The organism is Shewanella inventionis, from assembly GCF_014641855.1.
GTDB classification, from domain to species: Bacteria; Pseudomonadota; Gammaproteobacteria; order Enterobacterales; family Shewanellaceae; genus Shewanella; species Shewanella inventionis.
In genome coordinates, this window is sequence record NZ_BMII01000030.1 from 38,862 (window position 1) to 54,085 (window position 15,224).

Here is a 15,224-nt window from a genome sequence, read left to right on the forward strand (position 1 = left end):
CGGATTTATCAATTACTAAATAACCTCATGTCTTGTCCCGTCGAAAAGGCTGCATCAACTGTTGCCAATAGTCAGCTGGATAATTCGGCGTTGAAGCGATACCAAGATCTTTAGTACAGATCGTTCGTTCAGAGTCAAAATAAGCCGTTCCCAACAAGCGATCCGTCAAGGTGGTAAAAAGCCCGAAGTTCACATCGCCTTCTTCTGCCGTATTTAAGTGGTGGAAACGATGCACCGCGTTGATTGCGAGAACCCTCCTCAGCGGTCCAGTAAAATACGCCACGTTCGAGTGCTGCAATAGTAACTGAAGCACTTCTGCAACCACCAACAACATCAGGACATTTTGTGGCACTCCTACAAAGAGCAATGGTGTCGTTCCTGCGACGGTTTCTATCAATTGATGCAATGGATGTTTCATAAGACCATTAAAACCGTATAGCCGTTTTACGCTGTGATGAACGGCATGAAGGCGCCACAGTGAAGAGAGGCGATGACTGGCAAAATGCGCCAGGGTGATGCCAACATCAGAAATGAGGATCGCCAAAAGTAACTGGAAAGCCAGCGGCCACCCGGAAGGCCATATCGGTGCCAAGACCAGCAAGCCACCAAATAACGGGAGTACAGCAACGCCAATAACATTAAGTGACTCGTTCATAAAGGCGTGAAGCAGATCGCGTCGCTGATCTTGTTGCGGTTCATTAAACGCACGATCATAGGGTGTCAGTTTTTCGGTGGCGAAGGAAATTCCTATAAATACCAAGATCAAAAATACCAGCCAACCTTGGTTGTAACCCTCGGCAACAAGATAGATAGCGACGCCATTTCCGACGAGCAAAAACAACGGCAAATACAGGAGCCTAACCAACCACGTTATGCTACGAATCATTTTAACACTCCTCGCTGATTGAGAGTGTTCAGCATCTCATGTTTACACGTAGCCACATTGAACGAAAGTGCTGTTTATTCTGACAAAAGCCGTTGAATAACTGCCGGGGAAACACCAAAAGCCTCGGTAACAGACCGGCAGAAATGGGCCTGATCGGAAAATCCCGATGCAATTGCCGCATCAGTGAGTGACATTTGGCGTGATAACTCAAACCCCGTTAATAGTTTTAACCACTTTTTATAGCTGCGTAAAGGTAAGCCGGTGCTTTCGGAAAACCAGTGGGAAAAACGACTTGGGGAAAGACGAACTTTCTTTGCCAACTCGGCTCTAGAGATTGATCGCCCATCCATGGCTTCGGCATGTAATGCTTTTAAAATGTGGCTCAATCTGCTCTTTGGATCAGATGTTTGATCGTGCCGGTAGTGACGCTCGAAAGCCTCCAGTTCGAATGAAAGGTTTTCCGTGGCAGTAAAGCGAGATAAACACGCCGTATTGAATTCCTCACGGAGTGTCCCAATGGGTTGCATCAACGGATTTTTTATGTGAGGCAGCAAGGCTTTGCAAATATCATGGGTTGGATCGATATAAATACACAGTACCTCGGCCATTATCAATTGATGAGTAACTCCAGCCGGTATCCATAACCCCTTTTCTTTGTGCCGTGTTTCGCTGGAAATGACTTCAACGTTTGCATCTAAACCGATCGCGATTTGATGCGCCCAATGTTTATGGGGCTTATTGTCTCCTGACTCGCCGAGGAACGCACCGATACCTGGTGTTATCGCTACTGAGCCGCGCCATGGGTTCACTAAAGTATTTGTTGTGATCATTACCCTATCTCTACAAAGGCAGCTTTTCATTGTAGTTGACTGTCTATAAGCGCTTGCAACTTTTCTAGGAGGATAAATGAGGCATTATTGGTGAATTGCTGTCCTTCTTCGATGTACTCCCATACGGTAGCGTCGCTCTTCCAGCCGCCTTGTTTCTTAATAAACTCAAAGTCGATTTTTTCCCTCGCTGCCGATGTAGAGAGGCCACGCCGAAAGCTATGGCTGCTCAAGTCCGGCACGAAATCGAACTGACAGGCGTTGCCCAGAGTCTTGAGTAATTGATTAATGTCACCGGGATTCAGTGCTTTGGGTTGAACCTTATCCCAACGGTTAACGGGACGAAAAACCGGACCTTCATTGATATCAGCCAATTCTATCCAGTTCTTCATGGCCATAGCAGGACAGCAGCCTGGTGCACCGAAAGGTAATGCTCGCACTAAGCCCATGGCTTGTTGATCGGTCTTGGAACGAGACAGCCGGATGAGAAGTCCTTCTGGTTCCCACACCAGATCACCGATTTGAATGGCCACCAATTCGCTACGACGAAAGGCGCCAAAAAAGCCGGTCAACACCAGCGCGATATCCCGCTGTTTCTTTTTGGTGTCAGGCAGTTGCCGCAAGTGATTCACCATCTGGGCAATGTGCTCCAAACGTAATGCCTTGGCTTTGCGTTTGGGTTGGCCTTGAGTACGACGAACGCCTTCCATGGTTTTGCGGACCAACGGATCACTTACCGGATCGATGAGCCCTTGGTAATGGTGCCATTGGCTAATGGCGGTCAGGTGCAGATCCAAGGTCCGGGGGTTGAGCGATTCGGCTCTGGCCAGCAGGTAACGCACGACAGTATCCCGATCCGAGGGCAGGCGACCACCCCATTTTTCAAATTGGCGAATGGCCGAGCGGTAGGCTTTGCGCGTGTTGTCGGACGTCGCTGCCTGGAGGTAGTGCCGCAATGATTCGGCTTCCTGACGTTCAATCAGGGTCGATTCCTCATTACGTAATGGCAAGTTGCTAGCCGGTTTTGGCGGTTTGTTGTTCATGAATAGGATTTCCTTCGATGTCGCTCAAAAGGCGGCTATGTACCGGCGTTACAAGTCGAAAATTTACGTCAAGATCCATTAACCTACGATAAGTGTGATTATCGTTGGTTAATAATTGATATTCAAGCAGCCTAGAAAACAGTAAAGATAATGTTATATTACGTGTTACGTAATACATTACCAAATAATCTGAGAGGAACCTGCCATGGCCCGTGCCGGAGTCACTTATCACGATATTGTCAAAGCCGCCGAAGCCATTAGCACGCACGGCCAGGAACCCACGGTGGACCGGGTGCGCGAGCACCTGGGCACCGGCAGCAAAAGCACCATCGCGCCGTTGCTCAAACGCTGGCGGTTAGACAATGGGGCGGCGGCCGATGTCAGTGGACTACCGAACGACCTCGTCGAAGTGGTAAAGTCCCTGTATGAGCGGGTGCAGCAGATGGGCGACCATCGGATCGAACAGGCTCGCGACGAATTCAAGGTTTCGAATGATGAACTCCGAAAAGAACTGACCGAGGCCCGCAACACTATCGCGCAGCTTACCGCTCGCCAACAGGATCTGAACAACCAACTATCACGTGTTATTGAGAAAAAAAGCCAGCAAGACAAGTCCCTGGAAGACGCCCGTGTCGGCCTGGCCAAAGCCGAGTCCCAGCGGGATGAAGCTCTTGCACGAACCACTGAATTGAAAGAAAGCGTTGCCGAACTCAAGCAGGAAAACCGGGATATCCGCGATCATTTCGAACATTACCAGCAGCGCACTGCCGAAGACCGCCAGCAGGAGCGCGAACAGTTCCGTATAGTTAACCAGGGGTTAAATGATCAGATTCAGGATCTGCAACACCGGCTCGCACAGACTGAGTCGAGAGCGTCCGAGCTATTCGACATCAACGCGCAGTTACAACGAAATGCCGATGAATTAAAACGGGCCAATGCGGCGCTAAATAGCGACTTGAACGCAAAGATGGAAGATATCCAGAACCAGGAACACGAGTATGAAGAAGCCGTGACAAGGTGCCGGGAATACCAGCATAAAAATGAGCAATTGTCGGAAAACATGGCCGCGCTCACCACTCAGAAAGCAGATGTCGATAAGCAAGTGGCCGTGTTATCCCACGCACTGGAGACCACCAAAGCCGAACTGAAAACCGCCCAGGATAAAGTGGCATTTCTGACCGATGAGAATAAGGTGATTCTTCAGGAAAAAGCAGTGATCCAAGGGCAGTTTAAACAGCTTCAAAGTTCGCTATAACGATTTAATGGATGTGTTTTGATCGTCTGGCTGCAAATGCAGAAATCGTTGCCAGCCCCTAAACGAGCAAACTTGGCAAATTTGTCGGTTCTTCCACAAGACCCTGCAGGCCAAGGAGAAGCATCGATTCGACAAACGTCAGGTGGAAAAAGAATATTGATATTCCTACATATTATCAATGTGTTATAGGTTTTGTGGCTAATTTCAACGCTTTTACCGGCCGAATGCAGCCGAACCTCAAATACAGGGATTAACGGCTATCAAACGAAAACCTACGGTTACGAGGGTGCCACAGGATTCAAAACCGTAGGTTTTCGTTCAAATGCCCCCGCTGGTCCAATACGGACAAATCTGCAATTGAGCACGGTCATGGGTGAACTGAATGTCGCCAGCGCTATGTTATTGATAGTAAAAACTTAGTCGGTGACTTTTCAAAGTGGAAAAGGTTAAAAAAACGTTATGGTTGAAAGTTGTCGCCTTGAGAAAGGAAAACCAATCGAGCTGGAGTATCGTTATTATATTAGTTCTGAGGCGTTAATTGCCGAACAAGCAGCGATAGTCGTTCGAGAACATTAGGGCATAGAATCGATGCGCTGGGTGCTTGATGGTGTGCCACAGGCACATAGGTTTGCAGCATAAGGATATGTTAAAAGCTTATGGCTAAGCTTGAGAAGAGATGATGGTTTGGCCCATCGAAGTCTGCTGTCGGAAGCTGGCTTCAAACCGCTTCAAGCTGCGAATATTAAGAGTGTTCGTGGTGAGCGTTGAAGAAACGAGCATATTTAAATGCTCAGGTGAGAAATGAGAAGACGAGTTATCGAACCCATGATGACGCATCGTAAACCAAAGACTCGACATCAAAAGCCAGTAGCGTCTAAGACTGGTGATAAATTTACAGGTTGCTCCGAAGGCTGTGTAAGTGGTGTCCGGTGTAAAGTGGGCGTGATCTCATTTTCAGGCTCTTTTCAGGAACTGTGGGAACCAGTCGTCAGAATGTTAAGGGAGAAATACAAATCACTAAAATGGTAAGTATGAGAGTACCAATGTCTGGCACTGGGGCGGAACGACCTGTAATAGTGAAGAAGCATTTGTAATGAATGTGGAGCGAAGGGGTCGTGTTAAACAGTATTCATCTTATATCCAACTGTTAAGCAGGAGGAGATATCTTGATGAATGCACATCGATTCAATATTGATAAATGGCAAGTTGTTAAAGCCTATCAATTAGTAAAAGCGAATAAAGGAGCCGCAGGCATTGATAAGCAATCAATGGCTGATTTTGAAAAAGACTTAAAAAACAACCTTTATAAAATCTGGAATAGGATGTCTTCTGGTTGCTATTTTCCACCCGCAGTTAAAGCTGTGGCGATACCAAAGAAATCAGGTGGTGAGCGGATACTCGGTATCCCTACGATCCAAGACCGTATCGCCCAAATGGTAGCGAGACTTTCATTTGAGCCTTTGGTTGAACCTGAGTTTCTTAATGACTCATATGGTTATAGACCAAAGAAATCAGCGATAGATGCAGTGCGGGTGACAAGAAAACGCTGCTGGTATCACGACTGGGTTCTGGAATTTGATATAAAAGGGCTGTTTGACAACATTTCACACGATTTGCTAATGAAAGCAGTACGCAAACATACGGGTTGCAAATGGTTGCTGCTGTATATTGAGCGATGGCTACAAGCGCCTATGATAAAAGCGGATGGTGAAATAATTGAGCGAGTGCAAGGGACGCCACAAGGTGGTGTCATTAGTCCAGTGTTAGCCAACTTATTTCTCCACTATGTTTTTGATAAATGGATGCAAAAGAATCATGCCAATGTTAAATGGTGTCGATACGCAGATGATGGGCTTGTTCACTGTGATAGTGAGAAGGAAGCTCAACAAATGTTAGTAGAGCTTAAAGAGAGGTTTGAAGCCTGTGGGCTTGAGCTTCACCCAACGAAAACCAAAATTGCGTATTGCAAAGATGGTTCAAGAAAAGGTAAGCACGAGAACATTAGTTTTGACTTTTTAGGGTACACTTTCAGACCACGTCTTTGTCGGAATAGACAAACACAGGGTATCTTTATCAGTTTTACGCCCGCAGCGAGCAGAAATGCTCAAAAAGGGATGATAAAGAAAATTAGAATGCTAGGTATCCGAAAGCGAACAGATTTAAGTCTTGAGCAAATAGCCAGGTGGATCAACCCAATCATCAATGGTTGGATAAACTACTATGGCAGCTTCTGTCGTTCTGAGTTGTACAGGGTCTTCCGCGAGGTAAACAAAGCGTTAATCTGGTGGGCGAGGCACAAGTACAAGAAACTTCAACGACGCAAAACGAGAGCCGGTAAGTTTATGGAAAACCTTGCCCGCACTCATCGTTACTTGTTTGCCCATTGGCGAGCAGGAATGAGAGGGTCGATGGTTTAATGGGAGCGGTATGAGTCGAGAGGCTCACGTACCGTTCTGCGAGGGGCCGCTGGGGAAGTTCCAGCGGTCTACTCTCCTCAGTATGAGTGAGGATGTATGTCTGATATACAATGCTCACGGGGCGGAAAATCTATCATGCCTGCATCATATGAGCTTGAATATGTTAGGAGCAGAGCCGACGAAGATAAGCATTGTTAGAAAACAAAAGCGATGCATGATGAATCCATCGATGCTTAAAGTAGTATTAAAGACTGGATTTAGTAGCTCGGTTACAAATAAAATACTCATGCGGTGGCCCTGAGTCCTGTGCTCTCTGCAATATCCCTTGGGCATATCTACATAGTACAGAGCACATATCCCGCCCAGGTCTGCATCTCCCCAGTGTTATGTCAGGGTAAGGATTCATTGAATAGTTTAATAATTGTAAGTTGAATATCTTAATAGACCTAGGATTGTGACTTACATCATGGAATTTGATTCTAAAATTTGCTAACGTAGTCCATATGATTAAATTGAGTATAATAGCATGATTAAGATTTTGCTAAATTTAGCAGTTATATTGACATTAATAACACAGTTATTAGTGCCAAATAATGCTATGTCTAGCGAAATGTCTGAATCAAGTATGCAAACTAGCTCTATGTCACATTCAGTTACGATGGACAATGATTGTGATGATACTGATAACTGTTGTCCCGAAGATTCAAGCCACTGTATTAGCCATTGCCATGCAGTCGCTAATGTATTTGTTTTGTTATCAGATTCAAATTTAGTTAATGCTCTATTCACAAGTTCTAAAGTTAACTCAACTTTATGGATATCAACTCCGGCTTCGCTTGGAAGTCAAAATCCCCCTCCAATTGCTTAATTCTTTATTTTAATTAATCACTTACTATTAATTTATAAAGATTTTCGTTGCTCGTTTACTTATGAGCATCATAAAGCATCTGGAGTTTATCATGAAAAAATTTATCGCAATTACACTTTTATCTTTAGCTAGTACAGCTTCAATGGCTGCTACTATTACATTACCTGATTATCTTGTTTTTACTTCAGTTGATGGTCAGTCTGTGACTAATAAGGGGCAGATTGACATTGAACCTGGTCAACATTTACTTGAACTTCAGTTTTTTGACGTTTTTTCAACGGGAGCAGATGATACTAATTTTGTAAAATCTGATGCATTATATTGGAGTTTGAATTTAACTAAGAACGAAGATATTCAGGTTAGAGCTAAGGATATTTTCACTACAAAATCTGCTCGCAAATTTATCGACTCCCCTCAGATCACAATAGACACGGCTAGCTTAAAAGGCGAATCAGTTAAGCTGGTTAACCATGCAGAGTTAATGTCTATCATTATGAAACAACACAGTAAAATGATGAATCATTAATTGGATTAATAGGGCGCTATCATAGCGCCCTATCAATACCTAATATACTTCTTGAGCTGTGTGTTACACACAGAGTTATAGTTGAACTATCGTAGTTATTTATGATGGTTTGGAGGTTGTATGAAAGTGGCTCAACTCGCTAATAAATTGGGTGTATCCGCTGATACTGTGCGTTTTTATACTCGAATTGGATTACTCAATCCAAGCAAATCTCCCAATAATGGTTATAAAACATTCAACCATAAAGATATGGTGAGGATGCAATTTATTTTGAGTGCTCGAAATTTAGGCTTTTCTGTCGAAGATATTAAAGTTATTTTTTCTAAGACTGATCTTGGGGATAGTGCATGTCAACTTGTACGCGAATTAATTAAAGTAAAGCTGCTTGAAACTGAGCAACAGTTCAACGAAATGGTGCAATTAAGAAGTAAGCTTTCTAAGGCGATACAAGATTGGTCTCAAATGCCTGACAACATACCCACAGGAAACATGATTTGCCATTTAATAGAGAATACAAATCAAGAGGATATAGTTTCAGAAGAATTAGGAGTTCCCCATTATGTTGATAAAGCTTCAATGGAGATTAAGTGATGACTAAAACAGGCCATACTACAATACAACTCAATATCCTCGGCGCAGGTTGCGCGAGTTGTGTTGGCAAAATTGAAAAAGCGATTAACAACGTGCAAGGCGTTGATTCGGCCGAAATGAACTTTGCCGACAGAACAGTACTTGTTTCGGGTAACGCATCTGCCGAGTTGATTATAAAAGCAGTAGAAAGCGCTGGTTATAATGCCACTCAAATACAGGCTGAGTCGGCAGAAGATGCCATGAACGAGAAAGAACAGGCTGATTTACAACATTATAAAAGTTTATTACGCCATACCATTATCGCCTTGTCCGTCGGTATCCCGTTGATGATTTATGGACTTTTTATTGGCGAAATGACGGTATCAACCCTATTAGAGCAAACTGTGTGGGGACTGGTCGGTGTGGTGACTCTGGCAATTATGCTTATATCAGGTAGGCATTTTTATATCGGCGCTTGGAAATCATTTTTAAACCATAATGCCAATATGGACACCCTCATTGCCTTAGGTACCGGTACTGCTTGGGTTTACTCGATGTTGATTGTTTCATTTCCACAATTGTTCCCCGAGATGGCAAGACATGTTTACTTTGAAGCGACCGCAATGATTATTGGTTTAATTAATCTTGGTTTAGCACTAGAAGTTAAAGCGCGCGGTAAAACCTCTGAAGCGATTAAGCGTCTCATTGGTTTGCAAGCTAAAACTGCTCGGGTTATCCGTGATGGGAAAGACCTCGACATCGATATTGCTCATGTATTACTTAATGATCATGTAAAAGTTCGCCCTGGCGAAAAAATTCCAGTCGATGGGGTGGTTTTTGAAGGTAACAGCACCATTGATGAATCAATGTTGACCGGTGAGCCAATGCCTGTTGAAAAAGTGATAGGTGACGATGTGGTCACTGGCACCTTGAATAAATCAGGCTCAATCATATTTAAAGCCACTCGTGTAGGTAAGGATACCGCACTGGCTCGCATTATTAGTATGGTCAAACGGGCGCAAAACTCTAAGCCGCCGATTGGGCGTTTAGCAGATGTCATAGCCGCTTACTTTGTGCCCGCCATTATGATTATCGCTATAGTCAGTGCCATGGTGTGGTTTAATTTTGGCCCTGAGCCGTCAAGTGTATTTGCCATCGTGTCTGCAACAACAATATTAATTATTGCTTGTCCTTGTGCGCTAGGTCTCGCAACGCCAATGTCAGTGATGGTTGGCGTTGGTAAGGCAGCTGAATCGGGGGTGCTTATTCGTAACGGTGAAGCATTGCAAACCGCGTCTAAAATAACCGCCATGATATTAGATAAAACCGGCACCATTACTGAAGGTAAACCGCAAGTTACAGATATTATTTTGGTTAATGCCGACAGTGAAGAACAGGTACTTGCCTTGTCTGCTGGAATCGAAAGTCACTCCGAACATCCACTTGCGCAAGCCATTGTAGAAAGTGCGAATGATAGAGGTATAGAAGCCATTGACACTGAGCACTTCAATGCCATTTCAGGTAAAGGTGTAGAAGCTGAAGTGGATGGCCAGACATTACTATTTGGTAATTTAAAACTGATGTTAGACAAACACATTGATATTGGCCTTCACGAAGCTAAGGCTCAAGTGTTAGCTGAAAATGCAAAAACACCAATGTATTTAGCGCTTGCAGGGCAATTACTGGCCATTATTGCGGTATCAGATCCGATAAAGCCTGATTCAATTGAAGCGATTGCGAGACTGAAACTCAATGGCATCAAAGTGATTATGTTAACCGGGGACAATAAAGCGACCGCCGCAGCAGTGGCTAAAAAAGTTGGTATTGATGATTTTTTCGCAGAAGTCATGCCAGAAGATAAAGCCAATAAAGTAGCTGAACTTCAGCAACAAAATGAAGTGGTTGGCATGACTGGCGATGGGATTAATGACGCCCCCGCATTAGCGTTAGCCGATGTTGGCTTTGCTATTGGAACAGGCACTGATGTGGCGATAGAAAGCGCTGATGTGACTTTAATGCGCGGATCACTTCATGGTTTAGCCGATGCGATAGCCATTAGTAAAGCAACGCTGCGCAACATTAAACAAAACTTGTTTGGCGCGTTTATATACAACGTCGCGGGTATTCCCTTAGCAGCAGGTGTGCTTTTTCCTGTTTTTGGTATTTTGCTAAATCCAGTGATTGCTGGCGCTGCGATGGCCTTTTCATCACTTACCGTAGTGAGTAACGCTAACCGTTTACGTTTGTTTAAAGCCAAAGAACACTAGGAGCTTCAATATGTTAATTAATTTACTGTGTATCGCATTAATCGGTTTTATCATTTGGTGGTTTTGGCTATATAAACCGACAAACGATTCTAGTGTTGACGCTAGTACATTGATACTGGTTAAAGACGGTGTGTATACGCCAGCACGAATTAAAATTTCGGCTAATACACCAACAGAGATAACTTTTTTACGCCAAGATAAATCCGGATGTTCAGCCACTGTCTTGCTACCAGACTTGGAGATTAGCCAAGATTTAGCGCTGGATAAAACGACGACGATAGCCTTACCGGCACTGGAAAAAGGTGAGTATCCATTTCATTGCCAGATGCAAATGTATAAGGGTGTATTGATTGTTGAGTAAACACTAGATATCTATGCGTACTTTTCAATATTTTGGTATCAGTGATGCATATAATAGCAGTATTAAAATGAGCATTTTTAACTTTGCCATCAATATTTTGATTCTAACCTAAGCTGTTTACGGTCTAGGTTAGAATATTGGCCATTTTATCTAGAACTTCAGATAAATGATGAGTTAATGATTAAGAGAGAGATTATGAGTGATTGTGAACATAGACCGGGCGTTAAAGAAGCGACTTTAGTTGTCAGAAACCTAAGATTAACTGGAGTTGATAATCAAAATTTAGAAACATTACAGACTGATATAGTCAAACTGTTTGGCATAGATGACGTGACTTATAATGAAAAATCGGAAGTTATTTATCTTACCTATGATGTCAGTCATATCAATTTAGAAAATATTGAGGAAGTTATCAGAAAGCATGGTGCTGATACTCATAATGATTGGTGGACCTATATAAAGGTAAATTACTATCAATTTGTGGATCAAAACATAAAAGATAACGCAAAACATCAACCACATTGTTGCCATAAAGTTCCAGGAACCAAGACCAGTTAAGAAAATTAGAAGATCTTTTTTATCGGTAATTATTACCTTATTAGTGAGATCTTTTGAAGTGTGATCTACGTCAAGTATTAGTAGTTTATAGTAAAAAATATTACAGTTAACTATGATTATTTAGTAAAGTTAAGTTAGCATTAATACAACTAATTATATTGGAGTTTTATCTTGAGTCGTATGCGAATTATTACAGTGATGCTTATCTTGATGACATTTGTCAATCAAGCCTTTGCGTCTGTGATTTTGCCATGCCCCTCTGATATGAATTCAATGTTAAGTAAATCAAACCCTGTTAATATCGCTGCGACTAACGCTTGCCATCACCAATTAACATCAGATGTCGATACCGTTAAAACATCTACCACTGACATTCCTGACTGTTGTGATAGTCAATGTGATTGTCCGATAGGTACTTGTTTTTCAATTGCCCTTGAAATGGATACTTTTCAGTCAGTCACTATTTCAAGTTTGAGTCATTTTATATCAGGTTTAACTCAAAATACGACTCCACAATATAACTCTTCTTTATATCGTCCTCCAATATTTTCTTGTTAGATAGGAAAGTTTTGAGCAAATTTCGCTCGTTTTTCTATGCGTTTATCTTTTTTATAAATTAACAAGATATTACTTTGTTCGAATTTAATTCGAATGTAGGTAACTAATTTGGAGGCTTTATGTCTTTAATTTACAAGAGGTTGGGTGATATATACACTCAATCTATTCTGATAGTAGTGATGTTTTCTATTGGAATGAGTGCTGCGGTATATGCGGCAGGACCAGTACAAAAATTAACATTGGAAGAAGCGGTTTATCTTTCTCAGACGAACGATCCTTGGTTAGTCAGTAATCAATATCAACAAGATGCTATTAAATCTGAAAGTATCGCGGCAGGAACCTTACCAGATCCAAAAATCAGTGTTGGTTTAGCGAATTTGTCCATTAACACTTTTGATTTTGGACAAGAAGCAATGACTCAATTGAACATTGGTGTCACTCAAATGTTTCCCCGTGGTGATAGCTTAAGTTTACGCAAACAACAACTTGAGTTAATGGCTGAGCAATACCCATTTTTAAGACAAGATAGACGAGCTAAGTTAAGTGTCACCACCGCTCAAATTTGGTTTGATATATATAAAACGCAAGAGAGTATTGCACTGATTGAGCGTAATCGGAACTTATTCGAACAATTATCTGATGTCGCAAAAGCAGGATATTCATCTGCTTTAGTTAAATCTAATCAGCAGGATATCATTCGTGCTCAGTTAGAGGTGACCCGTCTCGAAGATAAGCTGACTGTTTTGGCTCAGCAAGAAGATATGTTTAAACAGAAATTATCTGAATGGGTTGGTAAGGCATTTGTTGATAAATATCGAATAGGTCATGAACAAGATTATGAGCTGTTATTTTCGACGTTTACCGTCCCTAATATACTTCCTCAAATTAAACTAACGAATCCTAATCTTTATTTCGATGAGGAAAATAGCCAACATTACCAACAGTCTCTGTATGAAGCGTTCTCTGTTCATCCACTCATTTCAGCATTGGAGCAAAGAATTGAGTCAAGCCGAAAAGGTGTCGAGTTAACAAAGCAATTGTATAAGCCTGAATGGGGTGTAAATGCTGGATATAGTTATCGAGGCGATGATCCTATGGGTAATTCTCGCGATGATTTGTTGTCAATAGGTGTGAGTTTTGATTTACCAATATTTACTTCTTCAAAGCAAGATAAGCAAGTTCAAGCCGCTATTTCTCAGTCAGAGTCAATTAAAACAGAAAAGTGGTTACTGCTTCGAAACATGATGGCGTCATACGGTACTGCGAAAGTGCAATTTCTTAAATTGGAACAACGTCAGACACTCTATAACGATTTTTTATTACCTCAAATGCAAGATCAAGCAGATGCGTCATTAACGGCTTACACGAATGATAAGGGAGATTTCGCTGAAGTCGTTCGCTCCCTCATTGCTCAATTGAATACTCAATTAGATGCTTTGGCTATTAACGTTGATTTACAGAAACTTAAAGTTCAATTGAACTATTTTTTTACCCCCAATGTGGGTCCAGTTAGCATCTTACATAAATCTTATGTTGATGGAGAAGTAAAATGAACAACAATTTAAAAATGATCAGCATATTAGTTATCGGTATTCTTACTGGTATTAGTGCATCAATCTTATATACACCGAAGAATGAAATAGCTTCAGAGGACAGCGCAAAAGCTAAGCCATCATATTGGGTCGCACCTATGAATCCTAATTATCGTAGTGATAAACCAGGGAAATCACCAATGGGTATGGATCTTATACCTGTATACGAAGATGGCACCGATTCGACAGATTTTGGACCTGGTGCCGTTAAAATATCACCTGCAGTGATTAATAAACTTGGTATGCGGACATCCGTAGCAACGTTTGGCACACTACAAACAAGCATTAAAACAGTTGGATATGTTCAATATGATCAAGATCAACTTATTCATATTAATCCAAGAGTCGAAGGATGGATTGAAGAACTTTATGTAAAAGCTTCTGGTGATCCGGTTATTAAAGGGCAACCTATATATTCGATTTATTCTCCTGCTTTAGTTAATGCGCAAGAAGAAATGTTATTAGCTTTAAATCGAAATGATCAGCGTTTGATTACAGCTTCTGAAGCTCGGTTGAAAGCATTATTAATACCAAGCGAGGAGATTAAAGCGTTACGAAAAAATAGAATAGTCAAACAAAATATTACGTTTTATGCTGATCAAAGTGGTGTTATTGATAATTTGAATGTAAGGGAGGGCTCGTTTGTAAAACCGGGTATGACAATGTTTTCAATTGGTTCATTAACACAAGTATGGGTTGAAGCTGAAGTTTTTGAACGTCAAGCAAACATGGTTAAAGTTGGGCAAGAAGTTGAAATGAAATTAGATTATTTACCTGGTCAATCTTGGCAAGGAAAAGTCGATTATGTCTACCCCGCATTAGATAGTAAAACAAGAACGCTAAAAGTGAGATTGCGCTTCGATAATACCAATGCTGCATTAAAACCGAATATGTTTGCACAAGTGTCGATAAAAACACGAAGTGATGAGGATGTATTACTGCTACCAAGGGAAGCAGTGATTAGAACAGGAAACTCAGACCGAGTAGTACTTGCCCTCGGTGAAGGTAAATATAAATCTGTAGCAGTAACGTTAGGGCGATTCGATGATGATAAAATTCAAATAAAATCAGGCCTGTATGACGGAGATGTTGTTGTCTCGTCAGCACAATTCCTATTGGATTCTGAATCAAATAAAACCTCTGACCTTAAACGTATGAGAGCACCTGACGATGAGCAAGAAAATATTCAAGCCATCACTCCAGAAACGGCTTGGGTAGAAGCAAAAGTAAATAGCTTAATGGCTGCACATCGAATGATTAATGTGGACCATCAAGCTGTCAGTGAATGGGAATGGCCACAAATGACCATGGACTTTACTGTTGATGACAGTGTGGATTTCTCTGTATTTACCGTTGGTGCTGTGCTTCATATTGAATTAGAAAAAACATCAGACGGCTTGGTCAAAGTGGTAAATATACACAATCCCAAAGCTACTGATGATGTATCTAATACAACACATCAAGCAGATCATTCAGGAATGGAGATGGGAGAATAA

General features: G+C 41.9%; 14 protein-coding genes and 2 pseudogenes. 13 read left to right on the plus strand and 3 right to left on the minus strand.

Going from position 1 to position 15,224, the window contains the following annotated elements; all coding sequences use genetic code 11:
• Nucleotides 1-25: 25 nt before the first annotated feature.
• The 3 genes from IEW93_RS16590 to IEW93_RS16600 form a co-directional block, all read right to left on the minus strand.
• Entirely contained in the window at nucleotides 26-886 is an 861-nt protein-coding gene (locus IEW93_RS16590) for a sterol desaturase family protein (RefSeq protein ID WP_188740401.1), read from the minus strand.
• Between the two features lie 74 nt (nucleotides 887-960).
• Entirely contained in the window at nucleotides 961-1,716 is a 756-nt protein-coding gene (locus IEW93_RS16595) for a helix-turn-helix domain-containing protein (protein ID WP_050991421.1), read from the minus strand.
• A gap of 26 nt (nucleotides 1,717-1,742) precedes the next feature.
• Nucleotides 1,743-2,756, minus strand: a complete 1,014-nt coding sequence (locus IEW93_RS16600; protein ID WP_188740402.1) for a tyrosine-type recombinase/integrase — start codon at nucleotides 2,754-2,756, stop codon at nucleotides 1,743-1,745.
• A 205-nt stretch (nucleotides 2,757-2,961) separates the two neighbouring features.
• Here IEW93_RS16600 and IEW93_RS16605 point away from each other — a divergent pair, with 205 nt between their 5' ends.
• The 13 genes and pseudogenes from IEW93_RS16605 (at nucleotide 2,962) to IEW93_RS16655 (ending at nucleotide 15,224) form a co-directional block, all read left to right on the plus strand.
• Nucleotides 2,962-4,011 (plus strand): DNA-binding protein, encoded by a 1,050-nt coding sequence (locus IEW93_RS16605; protein ID WP_140907661.1) that lies wholly within the window; start codon nucleotides 2,962-2,964, stop codon nucleotides 4,009-4,011.
• A 359-nt stretch (nucleotides 4,012-4,370) separates the two neighbouring features.
• Nucleotides 4,371-4,584: pseudogene (locus IEW93_RS22050) on the plus strand (ISAs1 family transposase); the annotation flags it as partial.
• Nucleotides 4,585-5,180: 596 nt separating this feature from the next.
• A complete protein-coding gene (gene ltrA / locus IEW93_RS16610; protein WP_188740403.1) occupies nucleotides 5,181-6,428 on the plus strand; it encodes a group II intron reverse transcriptase/maturase in 1,248 nt (415 codons plus the stop codon).
• 76 nt (nucleotides 6,429-6,504) lie between these two features.
• Nucleotides 6,505-6,729, plus strand: a pseudogene (locus IEW93_RS16615) (ISAs1 family transposase); the annotation flags it as partial.
• A 225-nt stretch (nucleotides 6,730-6,954) separates the two neighbouring features.
• Nucleotides 6,955-7,296: a hypothetical protein gene (locus IEW93_RS22055; protein WP_229706706.1), complete on the plus strand. Its 342-nt coding sequence runs from the start codon at nucleotides 6,955-6,957 to the stop codon at nucleotides 7,294-7,296.
• A 91-nt stretch (nucleotides 7,297-7,387) separates the two neighbouring features.
• Nucleotides 7,388-7,822, plus strand: a complete 435-nt coding sequence (locus tag IEW93_RS16620) for a DUF2057 family protein (protein ID WP_188740404.1) — start codon at nucleotides 7,388-7,390, stop codon at nucleotides 7,820-7,822.
• A gap of 120 nt (nucleotides 7,823-7,942) precedes the next feature.
• Complete coding sequence (locus IEW93_RS16625; protein ID WP_160056747.1) at nucleotides 7,943-8,413, plus strand: MerR family transcriptional regulator; 471 nt, start codon at nucleotides 7,943-7,945, stop codon at nucleotides 8,411-8,413.
• Nucleotides 8,413-10,659, plus strand: a complete 2,247-nt coding sequence (locus IEW93_RS16630; RefSeq protein ID WP_188740417.1) for a heavy metal translocating P-type ATPase — start codon at nucleotides 8,413-8,415, stop codon at nucleotides 10,657-10,659. The genes IEW93_RS16625 and IEW93_RS16630 overlap by 1 nt, the downstream gene beginning before the upstream one ends.
• A gap of 10 nt (nucleotides 10,660-10,669) precedes the next feature.
• Nucleotides 10,670-11,020: a cupredoxin domain-containing protein gene (locus tag IEW93_RS16635; RefSeq protein WP_188740405.1), complete on the plus strand. Its 351-nt coding sequence runs from the start codon at nucleotides 10,670-10,672 to the stop codon at nucleotides 11,018-11,020.
• 195 nt (nucleotides 11,021-11,215) lie between these two features.
• Nucleotides 11,216-11,578: a cation transporter gene (locus IEW93_RS16640; protein WP_188740406.1), complete on the plus strand. Its 363-nt coding sequence runs from the start codon at nucleotides 11,216-11,218 to the stop codon at nucleotides 11,576-11,578.
• A gap of 171 nt (nucleotides 11,579-11,749) precedes the next feature.
• Complete coding sequence (locus IEW93_RS16645; RefSeq protein ID WP_188740407.1) at nucleotides 11,750-12,136, plus strand: hypothetical protein; 387 nt, start codon at nucleotides 11,750-11,752, stop codon at nucleotides 12,134-12,136.
• A 119-nt stretch (nucleotides 12,137-12,255) separates the two neighbouring features.
• Entirely contained in the window at nucleotides 12,256-13,689 is a 1,434-nt protein-coding gene (locus tag IEW93_RS16650; RefSeq protein WP_188740408.1) for a TolC family protein, read from the plus strand.
• Nucleotides 13,686-15,224, plus strand: a complete 1,539-nt coding sequence (locus IEW93_RS16655) for an efflux RND transporter periplasmic adaptor subunit (protein WP_150138785.1) — start codon at nucleotides 13,686-13,688, stop codon at nucleotides 15,222-15,224. Before IEW93_RS16650 ends, IEW93_RS16655 begins: the two co-directional genes overlap by 4 nt.

Bases quoted from the DNA above. Each gene is read 5' to 3' on its own strand.
- IEW93_RS16590 (WP_188740401.1), bottom strand. From the start codon at position 886: ATGATTCGTAGCATAACGTGGTTGGTTAGGCTCCTGTATTTGCCGTTG.
- IEW93_RS16595 (WP_050991421.1), bottom strand. From the start codon at position 1,716: ATGATCACAACAAATACTTTAGTGAACCCATGGCGCGGCTCAGTAGCG.
- IEW93_RS16600 (WP_188740402.1), bottom strand. From the start codon at position 2,756: ATGAACAACAAACCGCCAAAACCGGCTAGCAACTTGCCATTACGTAAT.
- IEW93_RS16605 (WP_140907661.1), top strand. From the start codon at position 2,962: ATGGCCCGTGCCGGAGTCACTTATCACGATATTGTCAAAGCCGCCGAA.
- ltrA (WP_188740403.1), top strand. From the start codon at position 5,181: ATGAATGCACATCGATTCAATATTGATAAATGGCAAGTTGTTAAAGCC.
- IEW93_RS22055 (WP_229706706.1), top strand. From the start codon at position 6,955: ATGATTAAGATTTTGCTAAATTTAGCAGTTATATTGACATTAATAACA.
- IEW93_RS16620 (WP_188740404.1), top strand. From the start codon at position 7,388: ATGAAAAAATTTATCGCAATTACACTTTTATCTTTAGCTAGTACAGCT.
- IEW93_RS16625 (WP_160056747.1), top strand. From the start codon at position 7,943: ATGAAAGTGGCTCAACTCGCTAATAAATTGGGTGTATCCGCTGATACT.
- IEW93_RS16630 (WP_188740417.1), top strand. From the start codon at position 8,413: ATGACTAAAACAGGCCATACTACAATACAACTCAATATCCTCGGCGCA.
- IEW93_RS16635 (WP_188740405.1), top strand. From the start codon at position 10,670: ATGTTAATTAATTTACTGTGTATCGCATTAATCGGTTTTATCATTTGG.
- IEW93_RS16640 (WP_188740406.1), top strand. From the start codon at position 11,216: ATGAGTGATTGTGAACATAGACCGGGCGTTAAAGAAGCGACTTTAGTT.
- IEW93_RS16650 (WP_188740408.1), top strand. From the start codon at position 12,256: ATGTCTTTAATTTACAAGAGGTTGGGTGATATATACACTCAATCTATT.
- IEW93_RS16655 (WP_150138785.1), top strand. From the start codon at position 13,686: ATGAACAACAATTTAAAAATGATCAGCATATTAGTTATCGGTATTCTT.